23 protein-coding genes and 1 tRNA gene are annotated in these 22139 nt (G+C 59.0%); 13 read left to right on the forward strand and 11 right to left on the reverse strand.

Annotation, left to right across the window (positions count from 1 at the left end; all coding sequences use genetic code 11):
- Nucleotides 1–217 precede the first annotated feature (217 nt).
- From CFB10_RS02640 to CFB10_RS02655, 4 genes are all read right to left on the reverse strand, one after another.
- The gene (locus tag CFB10_RS02640; protein ID WP_020012753.1) at nt 218–889 is read right to left on the reverse strand and encodes a protein-L-isoaspartate O-methyltransferase; all 672 of its coding nucleotides are present in this window, start codon (nt 887–889) and stop codon (nt 218–220) included.
- A gap of 183 nt (nt 890–1072) precedes the next feature.
- Complete coding sequence (locus CFB10_RS02645; RefSeq protein ID WP_020012755.1) at nt 1073–1318, reverse strand: hypothetical protein; 246 nt, start codon at nt 1316–1318, stop codon at nt 1073–1075.
- A 43-nt stretch (nt 1319–1361) separates the two neighbouring features.
- A tRNA-Cys gene (locus CFB10_RS02650) sits at nt 1362–1435 on the reverse strand.
- 240 nt (nt 1436–1675) lie between these two features.
- Nucleotides 1676–1828 carry a DUF3309 family protein gene (locus CFB10_RS02655; protein WP_003495626.1) on the reverse strand — a complete coding sequence of 51 codons (153 nt, stop codon included), beginning with the start codon at nt 1826–1828 and terminating at the stop codon, nt 1676–1678.
- Between the two features lie 701 nt (nt 1829–2529).
- Here CFB10_RS02655 and CFB10_RS02660 point away from each other — a divergent pair.
- Nucleotides 2530–2832, forward strand: a complete 303-nt coding sequence (locus CFB10_RS02660) for a hypothetical protein (RefSeq protein ID WP_003509745.1) — start codon at nt 2530–2532, stop codon at nt 2830–2832.
- Between the two features lie 94 nt (nt 2833–2926).
- Complete coding sequence (locus tag CFB10_RS02665) at nt 2927–3172, forward strand: DUF982 domain-containing protein (RefSeq protein WP_003509748.1); 246 nt, start codon at nt 2927–2929, stop codon at nt 3170–3172.
- Between the two features lie 512 nt (nt 3173–3684).
- Here the strand turns inward: CFB10_RS02665 and wrbA are convergent.
- Nucleotides 3685–4284, reverse strand: a complete 600-nt coding sequence (wrbA, locus tag CFB10_RS02675; protein WP_026364141.1) for an NAD(P)H:quinone oxidoreductase type IV — start codon at nt 4282–4284, stop codon at nt 3685–3687.
- Between the two features lie 278 nt (nt 4285–4562).
- Between wrbA and CFB10_RS02680 the strand changes: the two genes are divergently transcribed.
- The 7 genes from CFB10_RS02680 (at nt 4563) to CFB10_RS02705 (ending at nt 12898) form a co-directional block, all read left to right on the forward strand.
- Complete coding sequence (locus CFB10_RS02680; protein ID WP_020012758.1) at nt 4563–5354, forward strand: competence/damage-inducible protein A; 792 nt, start codon at nt 4563–4565, stop codon at nt 5352–5354.
- A gap of 103 nt (nt 5355–5457) precedes the next feature.
- Nucleotides 5458–6303, forward strand: coding sequence for a universal stress protein (locus CFB10_RS02685; RefSeq protein ID WP_020012759.1), 846 nt, complete (start codon nt 5458–5460; stop codon nt 6301–6303).
- Nucleotides 6304–6602: 299 nt separating this feature from the next.
- Entirely contained in the window at nt 6603–7100 is a 498-nt protein-coding gene (gene gpt, locus CFB10_RS02690) for a xanthine phosphoribosyltransferase (protein WP_003508098.1), read from the forward strand.
- 27 nt (nt 7101–7127) lie between these two features.
- A complete protein-coding gene (locus CFB10_RS23625) occupies nt 7128–7397 on the forward strand; it encodes a hypothetical protein (protein WP_141097695.1) in 270 nt (89 codons plus the stop codon).
- A gap of 382 nt (nt 7398–7779) precedes the next feature.
- Nucleotides 7780–11598, forward strand: a complete 3819-nt coding sequence (locus CFB10_RS02700) for a vitamin B12-dependent ribonucleotide reductase (protein ID WP_020012761.1) — start codon at nt 7780–7782, stop codon at nt 11596–11598.
- A 111-nt stretch (nt 11599–11709) separates the two neighbouring features.
- Nucleotides 11710–12330 (forward strand): DUF5343 domain-containing protein, encoded by a 621-nt coding sequence (locus CFB10_RS23630; protein ID WP_141097696.1) that lies wholly within the window; start codon nt 11710–11712, stop codon nt 12328–12330.
- Nucleotides 12320–12898, forward strand: a complete 579-nt coding sequence (locus CFB10_RS02705; RefSeq protein ID WP_020012762.1) for a Swt1 family HEPN domain-containing protein — start codon at nt 12320–12322, stop codon at nt 12896–12898. Before CFB10_RS23630 ends, CFB10_RS02705 begins: the two co-directional genes overlap by 11 nt.
- Before the next feature lie 203 nt (nt 12899–13101).
- Here the strand turns inward: CFB10_RS02705 and CFB10_RS02715 are convergent, their stop codons facing one another.
- On the reverse strand, nt 13102–14427 hold the full coding sequence (locus CFB10_RS02715; RefSeq protein WP_026364142.1) for an Nramp family divalent metal transporter: 1326 nt from the start codon (nt 14425–14427) through the stop codon (nt 13102–13104).
- Nucleotides 14428–14892: 465 nt separating this feature from the next.
- Between CFB10_RS02715 and CFB10_RS02720 the strand changes: the two genes are divergently transcribed.
- A complete protein-coding gene (locus CFB10_RS02720; protein ID WP_020012765.1) occupies nt 14893–15120 on the forward strand; it encodes a hypothetical protein in 228 nt (75 codons plus the stop codon).
- Between the two features lie 23 nt (nt 15121–15143).
- Here CFB10_RS02720 and CFB10_RS02725 read toward each other — a convergent pair whose 3' ends face one another.
- Complete coding sequence (locus CFB10_RS02725; protein WP_020012766.1) at nt 15144–16877, reverse strand: ABC transporter ATP-binding protein; 1734 nt, start codon at nt 16875–16877, stop codon at nt 15144–15146.
- 231 nt (nt 16878–17108) lie between these two features.
- Here CFB10_RS02725 and CFB10_RS02730 point away from each other — a divergent pair, with 231 nt between their 5' ends.
- Together CFB10_RS02730 and CFB10_RS23955 are read left to right on the forward strand one after the other, a co-directional pair.
- Nucleotides 17109–18347 carry an AI-2E family transporter gene (locus CFB10_RS02730; protein ID WP_020012767.1) on the forward strand — a complete coding sequence of 413 codons (1239 nt, stop codon included), beginning with the start codon at nt 17109–17111 and terminating at the stop codon, nt 18345–18347.
- A 25-nt stretch (nt 18348–18372) separates the two neighbouring features.
- Nucleotides 18373–18516: a hypothetical protein gene (locus tag CFB10_RS23955; protein WP_020012768.1), complete on the forward strand. Its 144-nt coding sequence runs from the start codon at nt 18373–18375 to the stop codon at nt 18514–18516.
- Nucleotides 18517–18603: 87 nt separating this feature from the next.
- Here the strand turns inward: CFB10_RS23955 and CFB10_RS02735 are convergent, their stop codons facing one another.
- Entirely contained in the window at nt 18604–19059 is a 456-nt protein-coding gene (locus CFB10_RS02735; RefSeq protein ID WP_020012769.1) for a GNAT family N-acetyltransferase, read from the reverse strand.
- 106 nt (nt 19060–19165) lie between these two features.
- Between CFB10_RS02735 and CFB10_RS02740 the strand changes: the two genes are divergently transcribed.
- Nucleotides 19166–19600 (forward strand): hypothetical protein, encoded by a 435-nt coding sequence (locus CFB10_RS02740; RefSeq protein ID WP_003508079.1) that lies wholly within the window; start codon nt 19166–19168, stop codon nt 19598–19600.
- A 42-nt stretch (nt 19601–19642) separates the two neighbouring features.
- On the opposite strand, the gene CFB10_RS02745 is transcribed toward CFB10_RS02740, so the two are convergent.
- From CFB10_RS02745 to CFB10_RS02755, 3 genes are all read right to left on the reverse strand, one after another.
- Nucleotides 19643–20797, reverse strand: coding sequence for a DUF2336 domain-containing protein (locus tag CFB10_RS02745; protein ID WP_020012770.1), 1155 nt, complete (start codon nt 20795–20797; stop codon nt 19643–19645).
- Nucleotides 20798–20902: 105 nt separating this feature from the next.
- On the reverse strand, nt 20903–21520 hold the full coding sequence (locus CFB10_RS02750; RefSeq protein WP_020012771.1) for a flavin reductase family protein: 618 nt from the start codon (nt 21518–21520) through the stop codon (nt 20903–20905).
- The gene (locus CFB10_RS02755; protein WP_003508076.1) at nt 21520–22101 is read right to left on the reverse strand and encodes a nitroreductase; all 582 of its coding nucleotides are present in this window, start codon (nt 22099–22101) and stop codon (nt 21520–21522) included. Before CFB10_RS02755 ends, CFB10_RS02750 begins: the two co-directional genes overlap by 1 nt.
- Nucleotides 22102–22139 lie beyond the last annotated feature (38 nt).

A 22139-nucleotide genomic window follows, 5' to 3' on the forward strand; every position in this document is an offset into this window, starting at 1 on the left:
GTCGCAGGGTCATGCGGGGCAGAAATACGCACACCCCGAATCACCCTTAGTTTAGGTCAGCATAGCGAGGAACTAAATCACTGATTCGACAAGTTTCGTGATGATGCACAGCTTTGTGAGAGCGGCCGGGAGGAAGCGGTCTTCCGGCAAACCAAACACAAAAACGCCGGGGCGGAAAGTCCACCCCGGCGTCAAAAAGACAATGATCGTTTGCCGATCAGAAAACGAATTCAGCCGCCTTGGCAAAACCCGGCAGCGGCTTGACCGACGCATTGAAGAAGGTGGCGGCCGATGTGCCGTTGCCGTCGCGGCGATAGACGGTGGCCTTCGCGGCTCCGCCATATCCGACAACGACAACCAGACGTCCGCCGTCACGCAGCTGGTCGGTCAACGCCGCCGGCACTTCTTCCACCGAGCCATTGATGAAAATGAGGTCATAGGGCGCTTCGCCCGCATAGCCCTTTTCGAGATCGCCGGTCACGACGGCGACATTGTCATATCCGAGCGAAGCCAGCGTCTCGGTCGCCTGCGCGGCCAGGGCCTCATCGCTTTCGAGCGAAACCACCGAACCGGCAAGCTGGGAAAGAATGGCAGCCGCATAACCTGCACCACCGCCGACTTCCAGGACGACGTCTTCCTTCGATACGGCCGAAAGCTGCAGCAGCTTCGCCAGCGGCGAAGTCTTCATGACATAACGGGCCGGGCGGCCATCGCGGGCGGGACAGATCTGCAGATCCTCGTCCACATAGGCAATCTGCCGCACGCCCGCCGGCACGAAAGCCTCGCGCGGCACGCTCAAAAACGCCTTCAGCACGGAATGCGACGTCACGTCGGTCGTGCGCAACTGGCTGTCGACCATATTGGCGCGTGCGGTTTCGAAATCCATCATGTCCTTATCGCCTCAATTTCACGGATAGGGGCCAAAAACCAGCCCAAGTCGGAAGATGCAGCCGACCGTTAAAACAATCTCATAATTGCCAGAGGCTGCGCTTTCAAGCGCGCTCATTGGCTGCGGTCCTAAAAAGCACCGGAGGGTGATGCAAATTTCCCGCGATTGGCGTGAATCGCATCGTCAGGAAGCAGGAATATCCGGCATGATCCACCAGAAAAGCTGAACGAGATCGCTCCAAAGCTGCGTCAGGTCCTCGATCATCTGGATCGTCGTCACATAGGCATAGATCGCCAAGACAGTCACAACACCGAGGAGCAGCCATGGCCAGAGCCTTCGCTTCCCGCCGTTGCCCGCCTTGGCCTGCCGATCCTGATCCACGCTCTCCTCCTGCATTCTGGCCAAAAAAACAGCGCGCATACGCGTCATCTACGGGTCGCAGATCTGATGTAATGCCGATGGTGGAGAAATTTGGAGGCCTCGCCCGGAATTGAACCGGGGTACAAGGATTTGCAGTCCTCTGCGTCACCACTCCGCCACGAGGCCTCACACGCTCATCAATCAAGCGATGGCGGGCATTTAGAACGAATCCATTATGGGCGCAAGAGGGTTCGTTCCGAATGTAGTGTTTTTTCGGATCGGACCGGCATGCAGCAAAGGTGGGTCACCTAAGCGCTTAAGATTCCGAAGCTTTTTGTATCTGCTTCATATTTCGGAAGAAAACAAAGCCCGCATCCGGCGCGTTTGCGCCGTCGCGGGCAATGCTGCATTTTATATGCCGATCGGTCAGATCCGCCCAAGCAGGACAAGGATCAGAACGATGACCAGTACCAGTCCGAGGCCACCCGACGGACCGTAGCCGTAATTATGGTAACCCCAGCTGGGCAGCGCGCCGATCAGGAAAAGAATGAGCAGGATGACGAGGATGGTGCCGAGCATGTTTAACCCTCCGCTGTTGGCATGTGTCTGCCTGATTGAATGATGAAACGCGCAAAAAGTTCCCTTTCCTGCGGGTCCGGCACCATAATTGCAGATGGGCATCCTGTTCCGTTTCAACGGGTTACACCGGCGGAAGCGGCCCATTCGCCCCCTCTCCTGAAGTAATTCTCTGGCTAATTATATCGCGGCAATAAGCTCGGGATGCGAATGACAGGCCAGCCTTCACGCGGACCCGTCAAACCAGCGATTTATTCGTGGTAATTTCTCGGCCTATGTCTATCGGCAGTTGTCCGTCATATTAAGCGCCAGTCCCCCGTACCCTGAAACTGGCGGGAGACGGAGAGATCTGGCATCACTGGCAGTGCGCCAGATCTCTCCCGCCCCTCCCCAAGACCCTCAAATTCTCCTTTGCAGGCACACGGATATTTTACCGGCCGTGTCACGCCTTTGCCTTGCCTTGTCGGTTTCAGTCCGGCTAGACCCCGTGCCGGGAGGGAGAAACGAGAATCATATGTCCGGTTTTGCGAACCTCATCCCGCTTTTCATCTTTGGCCTGCTCGTCTACTTTTTCTTTCGCTGGGTCGCGCGCGACATTCAGAATCCGAAAAGCAAATAGTCGGGGAAAATCGCCTCCGGCCCCTTGCCCGCCGGGAACCGCCGCGCCTCCATCTCGTTTTCACAGACGCACTTCGGAGGACAGGATGAAAACGCTCGCATCATCGGCCACTATCGCGCTTGCACTGGCACTTGCCGGATGCACCGCCGGCACGACCGCCTATGTCGGCCCCGCGCCCTATGTCGAACCCATCCCCGGCAGCATCATCTACAGGGGCCAGCCGCGCACAAAGCTGACGAAATCGCCGATCGGCAGCACCTTCAGCCATGAATTCCGCATAGACGGCAGCACAAGGGCGGTGGAAACCTATCGCATTGCGCCCGACCGCTCGCTGGAACTCATCGACCGGCGCATCATTCGCGACTGGCTGTTCGGGCGCGACGACTGACCGCACCGCAACCGGCAGAAACGCATCCGCAACGGGATTGCGCATCCTGACCGGTTCGTTTAGAGCCGGGCGCAACAACCACGATGGATAGGCGATGAATACGCGCTGGCAAAAACCCGTCCTGATCGCGTTCGAAACGCCGGGCGATTACACGAGCATCGAAACCACTCAGGCCGCCTCCTGGGCGCTGATCGAGGACTGGCCTATAGAAGACGGCGATGCGCTGGACAAGGCGCTGCTGATCTGCGCCGCCGTCGATGCAGGCCGGAAAAAGCCCGAGGACGCGCGCAAGGCCTTCATCGCAGCCGCAATCGAAGCGGGCCTCGATATCAAGGCCTGACGGCGCAATAACTGGGGCCGCAGACTATAAATGCCGCCTGCAGCGCTACGGTTTCAACAAGACAGGTTCGATGGATCGCAACAGATGGAAGCTTCCGGAAACATGAAAAAAGCCCTGTTCATTTTTCTCCTCTCCTGCCTGGCGATCGGCCTTCTCGGCCACCTCGTGGTCGCCTTCGTCGTCACAGGCTGAAGCGTGAAAACGCCCTCCGTCGAAAGGCGGAGAGGCTGGATTTTAGAATTTCCTGAATTTCATTCTTTCGTTATGGAACCGCGATAAACTTTGACCGTTCTCTTTTCACTCAACAGGAGGAGGGTTGGAATGCGTGACGGATTGAACGGTTTTCTCGAAATCTCGATGATCGGCTTCGTGGTCGCAAGCTGCCTTTTCATGGTCAACCTGCCGATTTGACCCACCTCAAAAATCTATCTCCGACAGAACCGGCGACTTGACGTTCCGGCATAAAAAATGCGGCCTTTTGGGCCGCATTTCTGTTTCAACAAATCATCACGTCAGGCAGAAAGCTTGGCGGCCAGCTTGGCGACATGGGCGCCCTGATAACGAGCGGCGTCCAGCTCGATTTCGGAAGGCTGACGCGAACCATCGCCATCGGTGATGGTGGAGGCGCCATAGGGCGAACCGCCCTTGATCTCATCAACGCCCATCTGGCCCTGGAAAGCATAGGGCAGGCCGACAACGGCCATGCCGTGGTGCAGGAAGGTGGGGATGAAGCCGAGAATGGTGGATTCCTGGCCGCCATGCTGGGTGGCGGACGACGTGAAGGCCGAGCCGACCTTGCCGACCAGCTTGCCACTGAACCACAGGCCACCGGTCTGGTCCCAGAAATTGCGCATCTGCGACGCAACCGTACCGAAACGCGTGCCGGCGCCGACGATGATCGCATCGTAATCCGCCAGTTCGTCCACCGTCGCCACCGGAGCCGGCTGGTCCAGCTTGAAGTGGGAGGACTTGGCAACCTCTTCCGGAACGAGTTCGGGAACGCGCTTGACCACGGCTTCCGCGCCGGTGGACTTCACGCCCTCGGCAACCGCATAGGCCATTTTCTCGATATGGCCGTAAGAGGAGTAATAAAGTACCAGAACCTTTGTCATTCTCTTCGTTTCCTTTGCTGGAACTGTTTCCGGCGTACCGGCGACAAGCTTCTTTAAAAACTCGATGATCATCGGCGTTGACCTGTAAAAACCGTGTGACAAAAACGTAGCGGACGGATCGGTCTCTCGCCAGCCGGGGATTGGCATACGCACTGTTCACGATGAGTGAACACTCGATGCCATCGTCAACCAATCCCCGTTTTGCGTTTCTTTAAAACCGCTTTGCATTCGCACTGGCGCGGCGTTAACGTCTGACAAAACAGATGACGAGTGCACCCATGTCCAACCCCTCCTCCACCTCCTCCGTTGTTACCGCCGCCATGCTTGCCATCGGCGACGAACTGCTTTCGGGCCGCACCAAGGACAAGAATATCGGGCACCTCGCGGATGTGCTCACCATGTCCGGAATTGACCTGAAGGAAGTGCGCATCGTCGCCGACGAGGAGGAAGCGATCGTGGAAGCGCTGAACGCGCTGCGCAGCCGTTACGATTATGTCTTCACCTCGGGCGGCATCGGCCCGACCCATGACGACATCACTGCGGATGCGGTATCAGTGGCATTCGGCCTGCCCTGCGAACACGACGCCGAGGCGCTGCGCCTGCTCGGTGACATGTATCGCGTCCGCGACATGGAATTCACCGAGGCGCGCAAGCGCATGGCGCGCATGCCGAGAGGCGCCGCCCATATCGCCAACCCCGTTTCCGTCGCCCCCGGCTTCGTCATCGGCAATGTCCACGTCATGGCCGGCGTGCCGCAGGTGTTCCAGGCCATGCTCGACAATGTCATGCCGACGCTGCGCACCGGTGCGAAAGTCATGTCGCAGGCGGTGCGTTCGCCCTATGGCGAAGGTGATATCGGCACGCCGCTGACGGCCATCCAGAAGGCGCACCCCGAAACCAGCATCGGCTCCTATCCGAAATATGACGGGCAGCGTTTTTCGACGGAGATCGTCGTGCGCGCCAGAGACGCCGGCGTGCTGAAGGCGGCGACCGACGCGGTTGCGGCCATGATCGAAACCATCGGCCAGGAGAAACAATTGGCCGCCAGCAAGGGCGATGCAACCGCCTGAAACGAAAAGGCCTGAAACAAAAAGGTTTGACCAAAATCAAGGTGGCCATCGGCAAAGACGGCCACTCTCCCCCTAGAAAAGACATGTCACCGAGGAGAGAGAAATGGGTTACAAAACGATACTGGCAGTGGTCGACAATGTTTCGAACACGCAGAAGCTCGGCGAATTCGTGGTGAGCCTTGCCGACCAGTTTTCCTCGCATGTGATTGGCCTGCACATGGAAACGCTGGCCGCCGTTCCGCTCGTCGCGCCGATGGAAATTCCCGATCCCGCCACCGTGCAGGCGCTGCAGGATGTGGCGCACAAGGAAACCACCGACGTCGGGACTATCTTCGAGCACACCCTGTCCGCCAATGGCATCTCGCATGAATGGCGCAGCTTCGTCACCTCGGTGGGTTACGCCTCCGCATCGGCGATCGACAGCGCGCGTTGCGCCGATCTCATCGTCGCCCGCCAGAGCAGCTCCTCGGCACTGTCAGACAGCCGCTCGGACATTGACGGCTTCCTTTATGAAAGCGGCCGCCCCGTTCTTCTCGTGCCGCATGTGCTGACCCTTGCGAAACCGATCAAGCGCGTCCTGATCGCATGGAACGGCTCGCGCGAGGCGACCCGCGCGACCTTCGACGCCCTGCCCTTCCTGAAGGCCGCAGACAGTGTCGAGATTTTCTCCGTCGATCAGGCCGAAAGCGAAACGCAGTCTTCCGGCCTTGCCGGTGCGGAACTGGCCGCCACCCTCGCCCGCCACGGCGTGAACGTTACGGTCACCTCGCAGGAAAAGATCGCCGGGATCTCGCCGCAGGCCGCGATCGAAAACCGCCTGTCCGACAACAGCATCGATCTGCTGGTCATGGGCGCTTATGGCCATTCCCGCTGGTGGGAGCTGCTGTTCGGCGGCGTGACGCGCACCCTGCTCGATTCCATGACGGCGATGACGCTGCTGTCGCGTTGAATAAGGATGCGGCGCAAACAGTGCCGCATACCCTCCGTATCCCGCCTTATACGAGCGATCACCGCTTGTTTCTTCTCCCCGCCGGGGAGAAGTCCGCGGCAGCGGGATGAGGGGGCGACAGTCGAGATATGCGGTGAGGCTTCCCCCTCATCCGACCCTTCGGGCCACCTTCTCCCCGGCGGGGAGAAAAAACAGGCGGCAATCTCCCGCCCTGTCCTTTTAGCGGAAAGCTTGCCTTTTTGCCGGTCTTGCGGCTATTAGCCAAAGCCATCGACAATTTTGACCAGATGGTAGACGACATGTCCCTTCCCGATAAAGCCTTTCCCGTTTCCTGGGACCAGTTCCACCGCGACGCCCGTGCGCTTGCCTGGCGTCTTGCCGGTCTCGACAAAGAGTTCCGGGCAATCGTCTGCATCACCCGCGGCGGCCTCGTTCCGGCGGCGATCATCTCGCGCGAACTCAACATCCGCATGATCGACACGGTGTGCATCGCCACCCGCCACGATTACGTCAACCAGGGCGACACGGTTCTGCTGAAGGGCGTAGCGCCGGAGCTGATGTCCGACAGCGGCGAAGGCGTGCTCGTCGTCGACGATCTGACCGACACCGGCAAGACGGCGCTGGAAGTGCGTGAAATGCTGCCGAAGGCGCATTTCGCCTGTGTTTACGCCAAGCCGAAGGGCGTGCCGACCATTGACACCTTCGTCACCGAAGTCAGCCAGGATACCTGGATCTATTTTCCCTGGGACATGGGCTTCACCTATCAGGAGCCGATCGCCAAGGGATCGCGCGGCTGATTACCGGCCGTCATTAAAAAATCGGACATGAAAAACCGCCCCGCCGAGGGCGGTTTTTTTGGGAGAAAATCCTTCTTTGATGACGGCGGAAAAACACGGAAAAACCGCAGTGTCGCCATTATGCCTCACCCCGGAAATGCAGGGTTTTGTCTTTCCGTTGCGGAAACCAGCCTCGCGCAAGCTTCAAATTTTCCCGCCAAGTCACTGATTTTTCTAATCGCTTTTCCTATCCCCGTTTTCCACAGGCACTTCACACAATATCTTGTGGTTAAAAATGGGTTTCAATCTATGGCTTGACGAATCTGTGCCGCGAGAGGAAAGTGACACTTATGTTGCGGCGGCAACGGACCGGAAAGTAACGAGGCCGGTTCCTCTCCATCTTCAGCGCGCATGTCCAAACGGCGGTCCCGACCATGAGGGGGCGGTTCGCCGCAGGCTTTTGCGCGCCTTTCGGAAACCGCCAAAAACATGACGCGGGGACTGGCGGCAGGAAGCTGTTGATACTATATTTAGTATTCCATGACATGCTTGCAGCCGAATAAGCCACGAGATACAGGGACGACATCCAAGGATGAACATCCCTTACAGATCGGCAACAACCGGCTGCGCGAAGGCATCGCACGGCTGGACCGGATTTTTGCGCCCTTCACCGGGCGCCCAATGGACGAGGACAGAAACCATGCGCATTGAACGCCGCTTCACGAAGCCCGGCCAATCGCCTTACGCGGAAATCGACTTCCGCAAGGCCGTCAGTGAAATCAAGAACCCGGATGGATCGATCGTGTTCCGTCTGGCTGACATCGACGTTCCCGCGCAGTTTTCCCAGGTTGCCACAGACGTTCTGGCGCAGAAATATTTCCGCAAGGCCGGTGTGCCGAAGTTCCTGAAGAAGGTTGAGGAAAACGACGTTCCTTCCTTCCTGTGGCGCTCCGTTCCCGATGAAAAGGCGTTAAAGGACGTTCCAGAAGCCGAACGTTTCGGTTCCGAGACCGATGCGCGCCAGGTTTTCGACCGTCTGGCCGGCACCTGGGCTTATTGGGGCTGGAAGGGCAAATATTTCTCGTCCGAAGAAGATGCGCTGGCCTTCCGCGACGAGCTTGCCTATATGCTCGCCACCCAGCGCGTTGCTCCGAATTCCCCGCAATGGTTCAACACCGGCCTCCACTGGGCGTATGGCATTGATGGTCCCGGCCAGGGTCACTTCTATGTCGACCCCTTCACGGGCAAGCTGACCAAGTCCAAATCCGCTTACGAACATCCGCAGCCGCATGCCTGCTTCATCCAGTCCGTTGAAGACGACCTCGTCAATGAAGGCGGCATCATGGACCTGTGGGTGCGTGAAGCGCGCCTGTTCAAATATGGTTCCGGCACCGGCTCCAACTTCTCCTATCTGCGCGGCGAAGGCGAAAAGCTCTCCGGCGGCGGCCGCTCCTCCGGCCTGATGAGCTTCCTCAAAATCGGCGACCGCGCAGCCGGCGCCATCAAGTCCGGCGGCACGACCCGTCGTGCAGCAAAGATGGTGGTTGTCGATGCCGATCACCCTGACATCGAAGCCTATATCGACTGGAAGGTGAACGAGGAGCAGAAGGTTGCCGCGCTCGTCACCGGCTCGAAGATCGTCGCCAAGCACCTGAAAGCGATCATGAAGGCCTGCGTCAATTGCGAGGCTGACAATGGTGATTGCTTCGACCCGGCCAAGAACCCTGCCCTGAAGCGCGAAATCCGCGCTGCCAAGAAGGACATGGTGCCGGAAAACTACGTCAAGCGCGTCATCCAGTTCGCCGAACAGGGTTACAAGGACATCCAGTTCAAGACCTATGACACGGACTGGGATTCGGAAGCCTATCTGACGGTATCCGGCCAGAACTCCAACAACTCCGTCTCGCTGAAGGATGATTTCCTGCGCGCTGTCGAAAACGATGGCGACTGGAACCTCACCGCCCGCAAGGACGGCAAGGTCATGAAGACGCTGAAGGCCCGCGATCTCTGGGAAAAGATTTCCCACGCCGCCTGGGCATCGGCTGACCCCGGCCTGCACTTCAACACCACCATGAACGACTGGCACACCTCGCCGGCCGAAGGCCCGATCCGCGCTTCGAACCCGTGCTCGGAATATATGTTCCTCGACGACACGGCCTGCAACCTCGCCTCGCTGAACCTCTTGCAGTTCAAGGATCAGGCGACGAAGCGCATCGACATCGCCGATTACGAACATGCCGTTCGCCTGTGGACCGTCGTGCTCGAAGTGTCCGTCATGATGGCGCAGTTTCCGTCACGCCAGATTGCCGAACGCTCCTATGAATACCGCACGCTCGGCCTCGGTTACGCCAATATCGGCGGCCTCCTGATGTCCTCGGGCATTCCCTATGACAGCGATGAAGGCCGCGCCATTGCCGGTGCGCTGACCGCGATCATGACCGGCGTTTCTTACGCCACCTCGGCGGAAATGGCCGGCGAGCTTGGCCCCTTCCCGAGCTTTGCGCCGAACCGCGACAACATGCTGCGCGTCATCCGCAACCACCGCCGCGCCGCCCATGGCCTTTCGGATGGTTATGAAGGCCTGTCGGTGAACCCGGTTGCGCTCATCCACGCCGATTGCACGGATCAGGACCTTATCACCCACGCCACTGCCGCCTGGGACAAGGCATTGGAACTCGGCGAACAGCATGGCTACCGCAACGCCCAGACGACGGTTATCGCGCCGACCGGCACGATCGGCCTCGTGATGGATTGCGACACCACCGGCATCGAGCCCGACTTCGCGCTGGTGAAGTTCAAGAAGCTCGCCGGCGGCGGCTACTTCAAGATCATCAACCGCGCGGTTCCCGATGCGCTGCGTTCGCTCGGTTATTCCGAAAGCCAGATCGCCGAGATCGAGGCCTATGCCGTCGGCCATGGCAATCTCAACCAGGCGCCGGCCATCAACCCTTCCACGCTGAAGGCCAAGGGCTTCACCGATGAGAAGATCGAAGCCGTCAATGGCGCGCTGAAAAGCGCCTTCGACATCAAGTTCGTCTTCAACCAGTGGACGCTCGGCGCCGACTTCCTCAAGGACACGCTGAAGGTCTCCGACGAGCAGCTCTCCGACATGAGCTTCAACCTGCTTGAGCACCTCGGCTTTGCCAAGAAGGACATCGAAGCGGCCAATGTTCACGTCTGCGGCGCGATGACGCTGGAAGGCGCACCGTTCCTCAAGAACGAACACCTAGCCGTCTTCGATTGCGCCAACCCCTGCGGCAAGATCGGCAAGCGTTACCTCTCGGTCGAATCGCACATCCGCATGATGGCGGCGGCACAGCCTTTCATCTCGGGTGCGATCTCCAAGACGATCAACATGCCGAACGATGCGACGGTGGAAGATTGCGGCGCAGCCTACATGCTGTCCTGGAAACTGGCGCTGAAGGCAAACGCCCTTTACCGCGATGGTTCCAAGCTTTCCCAGCCGCTCAACGCCTCGCTGGTGGAAGATGAGGACGAAGAAGATTTCGTCGAAGAACTGATCCAGCAGCCGCTTGCCCAGCAGGCCGTGACGATCACCGAAAAGATCGTAGAGCGCGTCATCGAGCGCGTGTCGCGCGAGCGTGAAAAGCTGCCGAACCGCCGTCAGGGTTACACCCAGAAGGCAACGGTCGGCGGTCACAAGGTCTATCTGCGCACCGGCGAATTCGGCGATGGCCGCATCGGCGAAATCTTCATCGACATGCACAAGGAAGGTGCGGCCTTCCGTGCAATGATGAACAACTTCGCCATCGCCATTTCGCTCGGCCTGCAATATGGCGTGCCGCTGGAAGAATATGTGGAGGCCTTCACCTTCACCAAGTTCGAACCGGCAGGCATGGTGCAGGGCAACGACGCAATCAAGAACGCCACGTCGATCCTCGACTACGTGTTCCGCGAACTCGCCGTGTCCTATCTCGGCCGCCACGATCTGGCCCATGTCGATACGTCTGACTTCTCCAATACCGCACTCGGCAAGGGCATCCAGGAAGGCAAGACCAACCTGCTTTCCACCGGCTGGACACGCGGTTACAAGCCGACGCTGGTTTCCAGCAACGAAGGCGAACGCGCCGCTTCCGAACCCAAGGGCTCGGCAACGGCAGCCCCCGCCCGCGCCTCGGCCAACGTCACCTCGTTTGCAGGCTCCGCCGCCCGCAAGCTGGAACCAACGGTCGCCATCTCCACCTCGGAAATCGTCTCCTTCAAGCGCGATTATGAAGAACGCGCCAAGGAACTGGCGGAAGAGATTGCCGAAGAGGTGATCGACGACGTGGTCCAGGAAGCCAAACAGACCGCAACCGCCCTCTTCTCCGACAAGGCCGCCGCAGACGCTGCATCGGCCAAGGCGGAAGCCAAGAAGAAGGAAAACGAACGCCGCATGCGCTCGATTGCACAGGGCTATACGGGCAACATGTGCTCGGAATGCCAGAACTTCACGATGGTGCGGAATGGCACTTGCGAGAAGTGCGATACTTGCGGTGCGACGAGTGGTTGCAGCTGAGAAATACAGGGATAAGTGGCGTAGCCACTTTCCAGTAGCTTAAGTTGAGCAGAATATATCCCCGCGATGACTTAGTTCATTGCGGGGATTTTTATTGAGGAGGTTTGGACTTTGACGCTTACAAATACATACCTAGTTGCCTCAGGTCGAGTGAAAGAGTTTTTTGAGAAGATTAAAAGTGGCCAGGCTCCGGAGCAATTTACGACGCAGCTTCTCAAAGATTGGGGCTTTGGCTCATCAAATGACAGGGCGTTTATTCCTTTATTGAAAGCACTCGGGTTTCTTTCACCAGATGGAAAACCCACCTCAAGATACCACACATATCGCGATCATTCTCGATCCGAAAAAGTGATGGCAGAAGCTCTTCGAGAGGCATACTCCGACATTTTCCTTATAAAAGAAATCCCAACAAACTCCGATAAATCATCTATACTTGGAAAATTTAAGAGTTACCATAATACAAATGATAATGTTGCTGGACTGATGACAAAAACATTCTTGGCTCTATGCGAATTAGCAGACTTCAAGGGTGGAAATATTATCAAAAGCGAAGCTTCACCGGAACCTTCGACAAACATTGTGGACCGAATGGTAGCTCCAACAGGGCACGCCACCCACAGACCTCCACCCGGCCTTCACTACAACATTCAAATTCACCTACCGGCGACAAAAGACGTGGAGGTATATAACGCGATTTTCAAGTCATTGAGAGAGCATCTATATGACCACTAAGGAACTTAGAGACTTCCTCTTTCGTGGTCTGATGTTCGAAGCTGAGGCAGCCAATTTCCAATCGGCGGGAATTCAAGTTGGCGCAGACCAAAGTGACGCTGAAGAAAAACTACTTGCTGAAGCTCTGTCACCTTTCAGTGTGTCACTTCGCAATAAAGCGCTTGAAATGGCGAGGCTTTATGCCGTCCTATTTTGCTTCGAAAATTCCGTTCGCGATTTCATTCGAGACACTCTCTTGGAAAAAGACGGAATAGAGTGGATTGAGCAACTGCCACCAAAAATTAGAGGGCAGGCCGAATCTCGTCGAAACGCCGCCGTCCAAGACTCTTGGCTTGAAGGTGAAAACACGGATTTGCTCGGCTTTGTGGACTTCGGTCACCTCGCCCAAATTATTATAAACAAATGGGATTATTTCCCAATATTACCTTCCCAACATTGGCTTAAACAACGCATGGATGAGATGGAAAAGGTCAGAAATTTCATTGCGCACAACAGAATGTTGCTTCCGAGCGAGTTTCAAAGACTATACATGTACGTCAATGACTGGAATCGAGTAGTGGGGCTTTAAGCTCGTCAAATGCATCACAAGGTCGTTTCTAGCACTAGGTCGTGATTAACTATCAAGCATTGCCCATCCCCGGTACAATATTTCGCTCGACACAGTGCGCTATGCGGAGCCAGACCAGTCGGCCCGCAGCTATCTGAAAGTCATCGCCGTCGATCCCGAGGGAACGGCGGCCGAACTCCGTAAAGGCGCGGCCTGACCCCGCCTCACCCCATAAAATCCAAAAGCAGCTTCACATTCAGCCCCGCAATCACCACCGCGATCAGCCACGCAAAGGCCGAGAGCCATAGCGGCGCTTTCAGTGCGCCCATCTTGGCGCGGTCGGAGGTAAACATGACGAGCGGGAAGACCGCGAAGGAGAGTTGCAGGCTGAGCACCACCTGCGTCAGGATCAAGAGTTCGGCCGTGCCGCTGTCGCCATAGAAGATGGTCACGCCGGCGGCGGGGATGATGGCGATACCGCGGGTGATGAGGCGGCGCAGCCAGGGGGCGAGCTGCATCTTGAGGAAACCCTCCATCACGATCTGGCCGGCGAGCGTTGCCGTGACGGTGGAATTGATGCCGCAGCATAAGAGCGCCACGCCGAACAGCGTCGGCGCAATCGCAAGGCCGAGCAATGGTGCCAGCAGATTATGGGCTTCGCCGAGTTCGGCGACATTGGTCTGCCCGGTCTTGTTGAAGGTCGCCGCTGCGAGGATGAGGATCGAGGCGTTGATGAGCAGGGCGAACATCAAGGCGATGGTCGAATCGAGGGTGGCGAATTTCAGCGCCTCGCGTTTTTCGGCAACCGTCTCGCCGATTTCGCGGGTCTGCACGATACCCGAATGCAGGTAGAGATTATGCGGCATCACCGTCGCACCCAGAATACCGAGCGCCAGATAAAGCATATCAGGATTGGTGACGATATCAGTCGTCGGGGCGAACCCAAGGATCACCTGCCCCCAGTCAGGATCGGCGAGCGCCACCTGAATGGCGAAACACACGGCGATGACGCCAAGCAGCGTGATGACCAGCGCCTCCACCCAGCGGAAACCGAGCTTCTGCAGATAGAGGATGAGGAATACATCGAGCGCGGTGATGAGGACGCCGAGTTCGAGCGGAATGCCGAAGATAAGGTTGAGGCCGATCGCCGTGCCGATCACCTCGGCAATATCGGTGGCGATGATGGCGATTTCCGCCAGCAGCCACAGCACCATGGCCACTGGCTTTGGATAGGCGTCGCGGCAGGCCTGGGCGAGATCGCGGCCGGAGGCGATAGCAAGGCGCGCGCAGAGCGATTGCAGCACAATCGCCATGATGTTCGAGACCAGCGCAACAGTCAGCAGCGTGTAGCCGAATTTGGAGCCGCCGGCGAGCGACGTCGCCCAGTTTCCGGGATCCATATAACCGACCGCAACGAGATATCCGGGGCCGAAAAAAGCCATCGCCCGGCGAAACGTGCCGGCATTCGGCTTGATCCTGATCGAACTGTGAACGTCTGATAACGAGAGGTCGTCGCCGTTTCGCCGCCATCCAAAGACTGGCTTGTCCATTTTATGCGCTTTCAAAGGAAAGGTTGAAGTGATGCAATTGCAAATCATTCGCATAAGCAACAGTGGCTGGCAAGGGGAGTTTTGCAGCCATGCAGACGACGCCGGGTGAACCTATCCGGTTTGAACGCGATCCGGCGCACCTTCACGTTCCCCGGGCGGCTGACACCCCCTTCCTTACCGTCCTTTCCACCTTGCCAGTGCCCAACCCAGGCCCTGCTGATGAAAAGATTCGTCTCGCCGCGCAGACGCACCTCCGCTGAATTCCGGTTCAGGGCCGGAATGACGCAGGTTTGAGGAAAAAGGGCCGCAGCAAATGCGAAGACCGCCGTGCCGACGGCTATAGAAGACGGAGCTACAGCCAGCCGGGCTCACAGCCTTGTCATCGCCCCGGCACCGCCCTTGCGGAACAGCGGCGCATCCGCCTGCGTTTATATTTCAGGAAACACTCTGATACCGGGGAAGTTCATGCGACACGGCCACAAATTCAGCCTGATGAACCATCCGAGCCGATGGCCGAAATATATCATGGCGTATCGAAGGCCGCGCGACTGGCTGATGACGATCAGCGGCATCGTGCTGCTGTTCGTCGTCGCCGCCGCGGTCGCCATGGGTTATCTCGTCACCAGCCATCCCGGCAAGCCGGAGCCAAACCCCGGCATCGTGGAGGAACAGGCGGCGGAGAACGGCGGTTAAGCTGCGGCGCAAACGCGCCGCTCTCAGCTCAGGCCGGCAAGATGGCCGCTGAACTGCGCCTCATGCAGGCGGCTGTAATGGCCCTTGGCGGCCAGAAGCTCGGCATGGGCGCCGGTTTCGGCAATGCCTGTCTGGTCCACCACCACGATGCGCGAGGCATCGCGGATCGTCGCCAGCCGGTGGGCGATGACGAGCGTGGTGCGCCCCTTGGCAAGCTCTGTGAGTGATTGCTGGATGGCGCGTTCGGTTTCCGTGTCCAGCGCCGAGGTCGCCTCGTCCAGAATGAGGATCGGCGGGTTCTTGAGGAACATGCGGGCAATGGCGAGACGCTGTTTCTGGCCGCCGGACAACTTGACGCCACGTTCACCGATGACCGTGTCGAGCCCGAGCGGCATGGCCTCGATGACACCATCAAGACGGGCGCGGCGCGCCGCCTCCATGATGTCCGCATCCGAAGCGCCAAGCCGGCCATATTCGATATTCTCGCGGATCGTGCCGCCGAACAGGAAGACATCCTGCTGCACGATGCCGATCTGGTTGCGCAGTGACGCGAGCTTCATCTTGCGGATATCCACGCCGTCAATGGTGATCGCACCGCTGGTCACGTCATAAAATCGCGGCAGCAGCGAGCAGAGCGTCGTCTTGCCCGCACCCGAAGGGCCAACGAAGGCCACGGTCTCGCCGGCGCTGATCTTCAGGTCGATATTGGTGAGAACCTGCTTGCCCTCGGCATAACCGAAACCGACATGGCGATATTCAATATCGCCGCGCAGCAGCGGCGCGTCCACCGCATCAGGCGCATCGACAATGTCAGGCGCTGTGTCGAGAAGTTCGGTGAAGCGGCGGAAACCGGCAATGCCCTTCGGATAGGTCTCGATGACCGAATTGATCTTTTCCACCGGACGGAAAAACACGCCGACCAGCAGCAGGAAGCCAACGAAGCCCCCTTCCGTGAGACCGCCCGTCAGCACGAACCATGCGCCGCAGATCATCACGATCATCTGCGTCAGCCGCATGCTCATGTAGCTGAGCGAGGTGCTGGCCGCCATGATCTTGTAGGCATCGAGCTTCGTGCGGCGGTATTTCTGGTTGTCCTTCTCGAACAGCGCGCGCTCGTGATCCTCATTGGCGAAAGCCTGCACCACCCGCATGCCGCCGACATTTTCCTCGATACGCGCGTTGAAATCCCCCACGCGGCCATAAAGCGCGCGGAAATTCTGCGTCATGCGGCCGCCGTAACGGCTGGTCACCCAGGCGGTGACGGGCACGACGGCGGCGGTGATGAGCGCCAGCGGCACATTCACCGACAGCATCAAAAGGAAAGCGCCGATGAAGGTCATGATGGCGATGAACAGGTCTTCGGGGCCGTGATGGGCGACCTCGCCGATCTCTTCCAGATCCTTGGTCAGCCGCCCGACCAGATGGCCGGTCTTCTGATTGTCGAAATAACGGAAGGAAAGCTTCTGCAGATGGTCGAAAGCGAGCCGGCGCATATCGGTCTCGATATTGATGCCGAGCATGTGCCCCCAATAGGTGACAGTCGCCATCAGCCCGGTATTCAGCACATAGATGACCAGCAGCCCGACCGAAGCGGCAAGAATGATGGCCCATTCACCGCCCGGCAGCAGCACGTCGACAAAGGCCTTCACCGCCATCGGAAAACCGAGTTCGAGCACGCCCGACAAAACCGCGCAGGAAAAATCGAGAATGAACAGACCGCGATAGGGGCGATAATAGGCAAAGAAACGGCGCAGCATGGCATGACCTGGAGATCGGGCGCGGCAACCTGACGCCGCAATAAAAACGGAGTTCAATTGTCATATTTCAATGCGCGCGCCAAGACCGATGTTCTATTTTTACCAAAATCGTTCAATAGGTTCAGCAATAAACACACAACGGTAATGTGATCGGGTTATATTGCACTTATATGTATCGGTGTGACAGAGTGAATGCACCCCTTGCGGGGAGAATGCGAGAAAGAGCCTGCCGTGAGTAATATTGACAGCCGTAAGCCCAGTGGCGAACCGAGATGGCTTGGTCCCGCCAGCCCGACGCGGATCGCCCTGATCCCGCCTATTTCGGCTGCGCGCTGGCTGCTCCTTCTGGTCGTCCTTGCGGGCATCTATTTCTTCAACGGCTTTCTGGTTCCGGTTCTCGCCGCCCTCGTCATCGGTTTCGCCAGCTGGCCGGTCTATACGCGGCTTCTGCGGCAGGTGGGCGGCAACACCACGCTCGGCGCCACCATCGCCATCATCCTCATCATTGCCTTCCTCGTGGTGCCGATCTTCATCGCCGCCTCCTATACGGCAACCGAAATCCGCGAATGGTTCGGCTGGGCGGTGCACGTCAACAAGACGGGCGCGCCCGTGCCGGACTGGATCGCCGCCCTTCCCGCCGTCGGCCCCTGGCTCGGCGAACAATGGGTGAAATATATCGGTACGCCGGGCGCCATCGGCGAACTCATCCAACTCGTCAGCGGCGCCAATATCGGCAATATATACCGGGCGATCCTCGCCGCCGGCAATGGTGCGTTCCACCTGGTGCTGACCCTGCTGTTCATGCTGATCGCGCTGTTCTTCGTTTACCGCAACGGCGCAGGCTTCACCCGTCAGGTCGATCTGGTGGGTGAGCGCATCCTGCCGACGCGGTGGGAACGCATTTCCCGCGTCGTGCCCGCCACCATCAGCTCCACCGTAACCGGCATGACGCTGATCGCCATCGGCGAAGGCATCATCCTCGGCATCGCCTACTGGATCGCCGGCGTGCCCTCGCCCGTTACGCTCGGCGTGCTCACAGGTGTCATGGCGCTCATTCCGGGCGGCGCGCCGCTCTCCTTTACGCTGGTGTCGATCTATCTGGTCGCCAGCGGCTCGCCTGCCCACGGGCTGGCGCTGTTCGTCTGGGGCTCGGTCGAACTCTTCATCGTTGACAAGACCATCCGCCCGAAACTCGTCGGCGGACCGATCAAGCTGCCGTTCCTGCCCACCTTTTTCGGCCTTGTCGGTGGCGTCAAGACCATGGGTTTCCTCGGCCTCTTCATCGGCCCGGTGCTGATGGCGCTTCTGGTGGCAATCTGGCGCGAATGGGTGCGCGAGGTGGAACTGTCCGCCGCCGCCACCCCCGAGGCTCCGCCACCGCCGCCGACAGAGGACGATCCGGTTGATGAGGTTGCCGCGCTCGAAGAGGATAGCGAGGAAACGACGGCATTTCGGAAAGCCGCCTTTTGACTGGTGAGGCCTGCGGTGATTGGCGATGACGTGGAGCGCCAGCCGACGGGCCAAAGTCGATTCTCTCTCTTTCGTCACGCCGCGCTTGGATACCGGCATCCAGCCACGGCGCGTCTGCGCCGTGAAAGAGCATTCGGCGATCAAAGACGTGATCGCGCTGGAACTATGACCTAGTTCGGGGTGATGTGGGCGGATGCCGCGGCTATACCTCAAACACTCACATCGCCAGACAATCTGAACGATCTGCGCCTTCGACTTAAAGCACCTTCTCCATGAACAGGCTGAGCGGGTCAGGCTTATAGGGCGCAAAGGCCTCGATCTCCACAAACCCCGCCTTGCGGTAAAGACCGATCGCCTCCGGCTGGCTGATTCCGGTTTCCAGCCGGATGGCGGAAAGGCCGAGTTCGGCACCGCGCGCGACAAGCGTATCCATGATCAGCTTGCCGATCCGCAATCCCCGCGCCTCGGGATCAACGAACATGCGCTTGACCTCCGCCGTGCCGTCACCCGCCTCCACCAGCGCGCCGCAACCGACCACGCGGCCATCGTGCCGCACCACGAAAAAGGAGACATTGTCCTTTTCCAGCTGGCCTATATCGACCAGATGATTGCTCTCGGCGGGGTAAAGTGACGCCATATAGGTATTGGAGAGATCGATGAGGCGCAGAACCGCGTCCTGCCTCGGTGTTTCAAGCTTGATTTCGGTGGCCAATGCGATGCCTGCCTTCTCTATAAAAATGCGTATTTCGTCGTAATGTCACTGCAATCGGGATAGATGAGTTTCTAGAGCATTATTCCCGACAGAGGCAACACACTCCATGAAAACAGCCCTCGTTCTCATGACCTTCCTTGGCTGCGACGACAGCGCCACCGATTGCCATTACCTCGCCACCTCGCAGCAGCGCTGGACGAGCATCGAACTATGTGACGCCGTGTCGGAAAAGGAGCTGGAGCGTTACGCCAATGCGCCCTACCCGGTCGTGGTGGCCGTGTGCCAGACACCGGGTGAGCAGGCCCCGCAAACGGCGGGCAACACGCCCGGCGCACAGCCTCCCGCCGCCGCAGCACCTGCCGGAACGCAGCAGGCGACCGCAGAGGTAACGCCGAAGGAAGAAGAGAGCCTCACCAAACAGGCGATCGGCCGCGTCAGCCGTATCCTGCCGTCCACCGAGGGCATAAAGCACCTCCTGGGGACACCAGTCAGGATGGTCGAAAACAGCTATTCGTGGATCGCCAAGCGGTTCGATAAATGATTGCGAGGAATGCAGCAATTGCGTCTGGAGGCCCCCAGGACCTTACGCCGCCTCGACAGTCAGCGCTTCCGCATAATACCGCGCCTTCTGCCGTTCTTCGGCAATGGCCAGCTTGCGCACGGCATGCAGCAGTTCGAACAATGTCTCGGAACCGTTGACGTCGCGGAAATGCGCCAGCAATTCTGCCGAGACGGAGGCCGCCGCCTCAGAAAGCTGCGAGCGGGCGGCACGGCGCCACATCAGCGTCGCCTCGATGAAAACGTCAACGACATCGCCAAAAAGCCCGACGGACTGGAACAGGGCCTTCAGCGCGTGCGGCCGCCCCGTCGCCAGAATAGCGCGCACCTTGCGGTCATCGAGACCGGAGAGATTGACCATCGCCGCCGTGAAGAATTCCAGCCGGCCCGAACAGACGGCGTGGATGAGCAGCGCCGGCGTCAGTTCCAGCCGCTGGCGCAGATGCTCCACCAGCGCCGGCAGTTCCGGCGAAGAAACGCTTGATGCGATAAGAATGGTGGCGGAATCTTCCGCCTCGCGAAAAAGACTGTCGGCGCGGTTGCGCGCGATCATCGCGTGAACCAGCGCCGAGCCGGCGAGCGCCTCGCTGATGCGACCCATCAACAGGTGGCGCGCATCGGCCGGCAGCGCCTCACGGCGAAGCAGGAGGTCACGAATATCGGCGTCGCAGCCATGGCGCTCGGCAATGCGCCGCAGCGAGAATGGAGTGATGAAGGCATCGTCGTTTTCAAGCAGGATGATGGTCTCAGGCAGATCGCCGACTTCGGCGAGGGCGGCGCAGACCCCGCGCGGCAGGCCGGGCCTTGCCGCGATGAGCGCGCGCGTCAGGCTTTCGCCGCGCCCGGCCAGATCAACCAGGTCGGCCTCGCCGAGAACCGGCGAACGGGCAATGACGGTGCAGGCGATTTCCGGCTGGTCTTCGGCAAGCGAAACGAGAATGGCGCGCGGTGCGTCATCGGCATCCGCCAGCGCTTCGGCAAGCGCCAGCCGCACACGCGGCGATGGATCGTCGAGCAGATAGGTCATCGCCATATAGGCGGCATCGCGGTTTTCCCGCGCCATGTCTGACTGCAGATAGGCACGGCCGAGCGCATTGGCGGCTTTCGCCCGCTCGGTCGATCCAGCCTTTTCAGACCAGCGAAGAAATGCCTGTACGATCACCTGAGCCTCGAAACACATTCATACAATGGATGGCGGCATCATCGCCGCCACCATGTATAAAACTCTAGGCGCAAATGGTTTACGTTTGGTTCACCATAAAATTTAACCCTTGCCGGCGAAGGATTATATTGACGGCGTAGTAGAGGGGCGCTGCAGCTGGAACACATCGCTGCCGCCATCGCAGTAATCCATGTAACCCATGCGCGCCACGGGGCGCGACAGCCCCATGTCGATGCGTCCATCACGAATGATCGTTTCATCGATATGGATCGCCATGACCTGCCCGATCACCATCCACGAATCCGTCGGCTTGCCGTCGAGATCCCCGAGTTGCTGTATCTGCGTCACCCGGCATTCCAGAGCAGCCAGCGCTTCGCCGACGAACGGCGCGTCCACCACCCGCCCGTCGACGGCGGTAAGGCCGGCAAGGGAGAATTCATCAACGTCATAGGCGACAGGTGCAGAAGACGCATTCATCCGGTCCACCAGATGACGGCTGACGAGATTGGCGGTGAAGACGCCGGTTTCCTCGACATTGCGCAGGCTGTCCTTCCTGCCGCTCGAGGAAAACATGACGAGCTTCGGCCGGTCCGAAATCGCATTGAAGAAGGAATAGGGCGAGAGGTTCATGGAGCCGTCCCTGCCCTTCGAGCCGATCCAGCCGATCGGCCGCGGCGCGACGATGGCCTTGAACGGATCATGCGGCAGGCCGTGCTGGTTGGTGTCCGTGGTGTAGAACATCAGACGTCCCCGACCCAGGTAACGACATCGGCAAGCTCCGGCCGCGGCCGCTCCACCGGCGGGAATGTCGTTGAGCCGATGTGGATATAGCCCGCGACCTTCTCTTCCCCGCTGACGCCGGTCTCAGCAAGGAATGCCGGATCGAAAGCAAGCCATTCCGTCAGCCAGTTCGCGGCAAAACCGCTGGCATTGGCCGCGAAGATGAGGTTGAGGCACACCGCGCCGGCGGACATGACCTGCTCCCATTCCGGAATTTTGAAATGCGGCTTGGCGGTGCTGATGACGGCGATAACGACGGGCGCGCGGGTGAAGCGCGTGCGCTCCGCTTCCTGCTGCTGCAGGTCCAGTTCCGGGTTCTTTTCAAGCGCGATCCTGAGCGCCGCTTCACCGAGGCGCACACGCTCCTCGCCACGATAAACCACGAAACGCCACGGCGCGAGCTTGCCATGGTCAGGCACGCGCACGGCAAGGCGAAGGATGTCCTCGATTTGCCCCTTCGAAGGTCCCGGCTCGGCAAGTTGCAGGGCCGGCGTGGAACGGCGAGCCTTGAGATAATCGAGGAGCTTGATATCGCTGGTCATGATCAAAAATCTTCCATTCTGCTGTCATCGCGAAACAT

It is taken from the genome of Agrobacterium sp. 719_389 (assembly GCF_900188475.1).
Taxonomy (GTDB): domain Bacteria; phylum Pseudomonadota; class Alphaproteobacteria; order Rhizobiales; family Rhizobiaceae; genus Agrobacterium; species Agrobacterium radiobacter.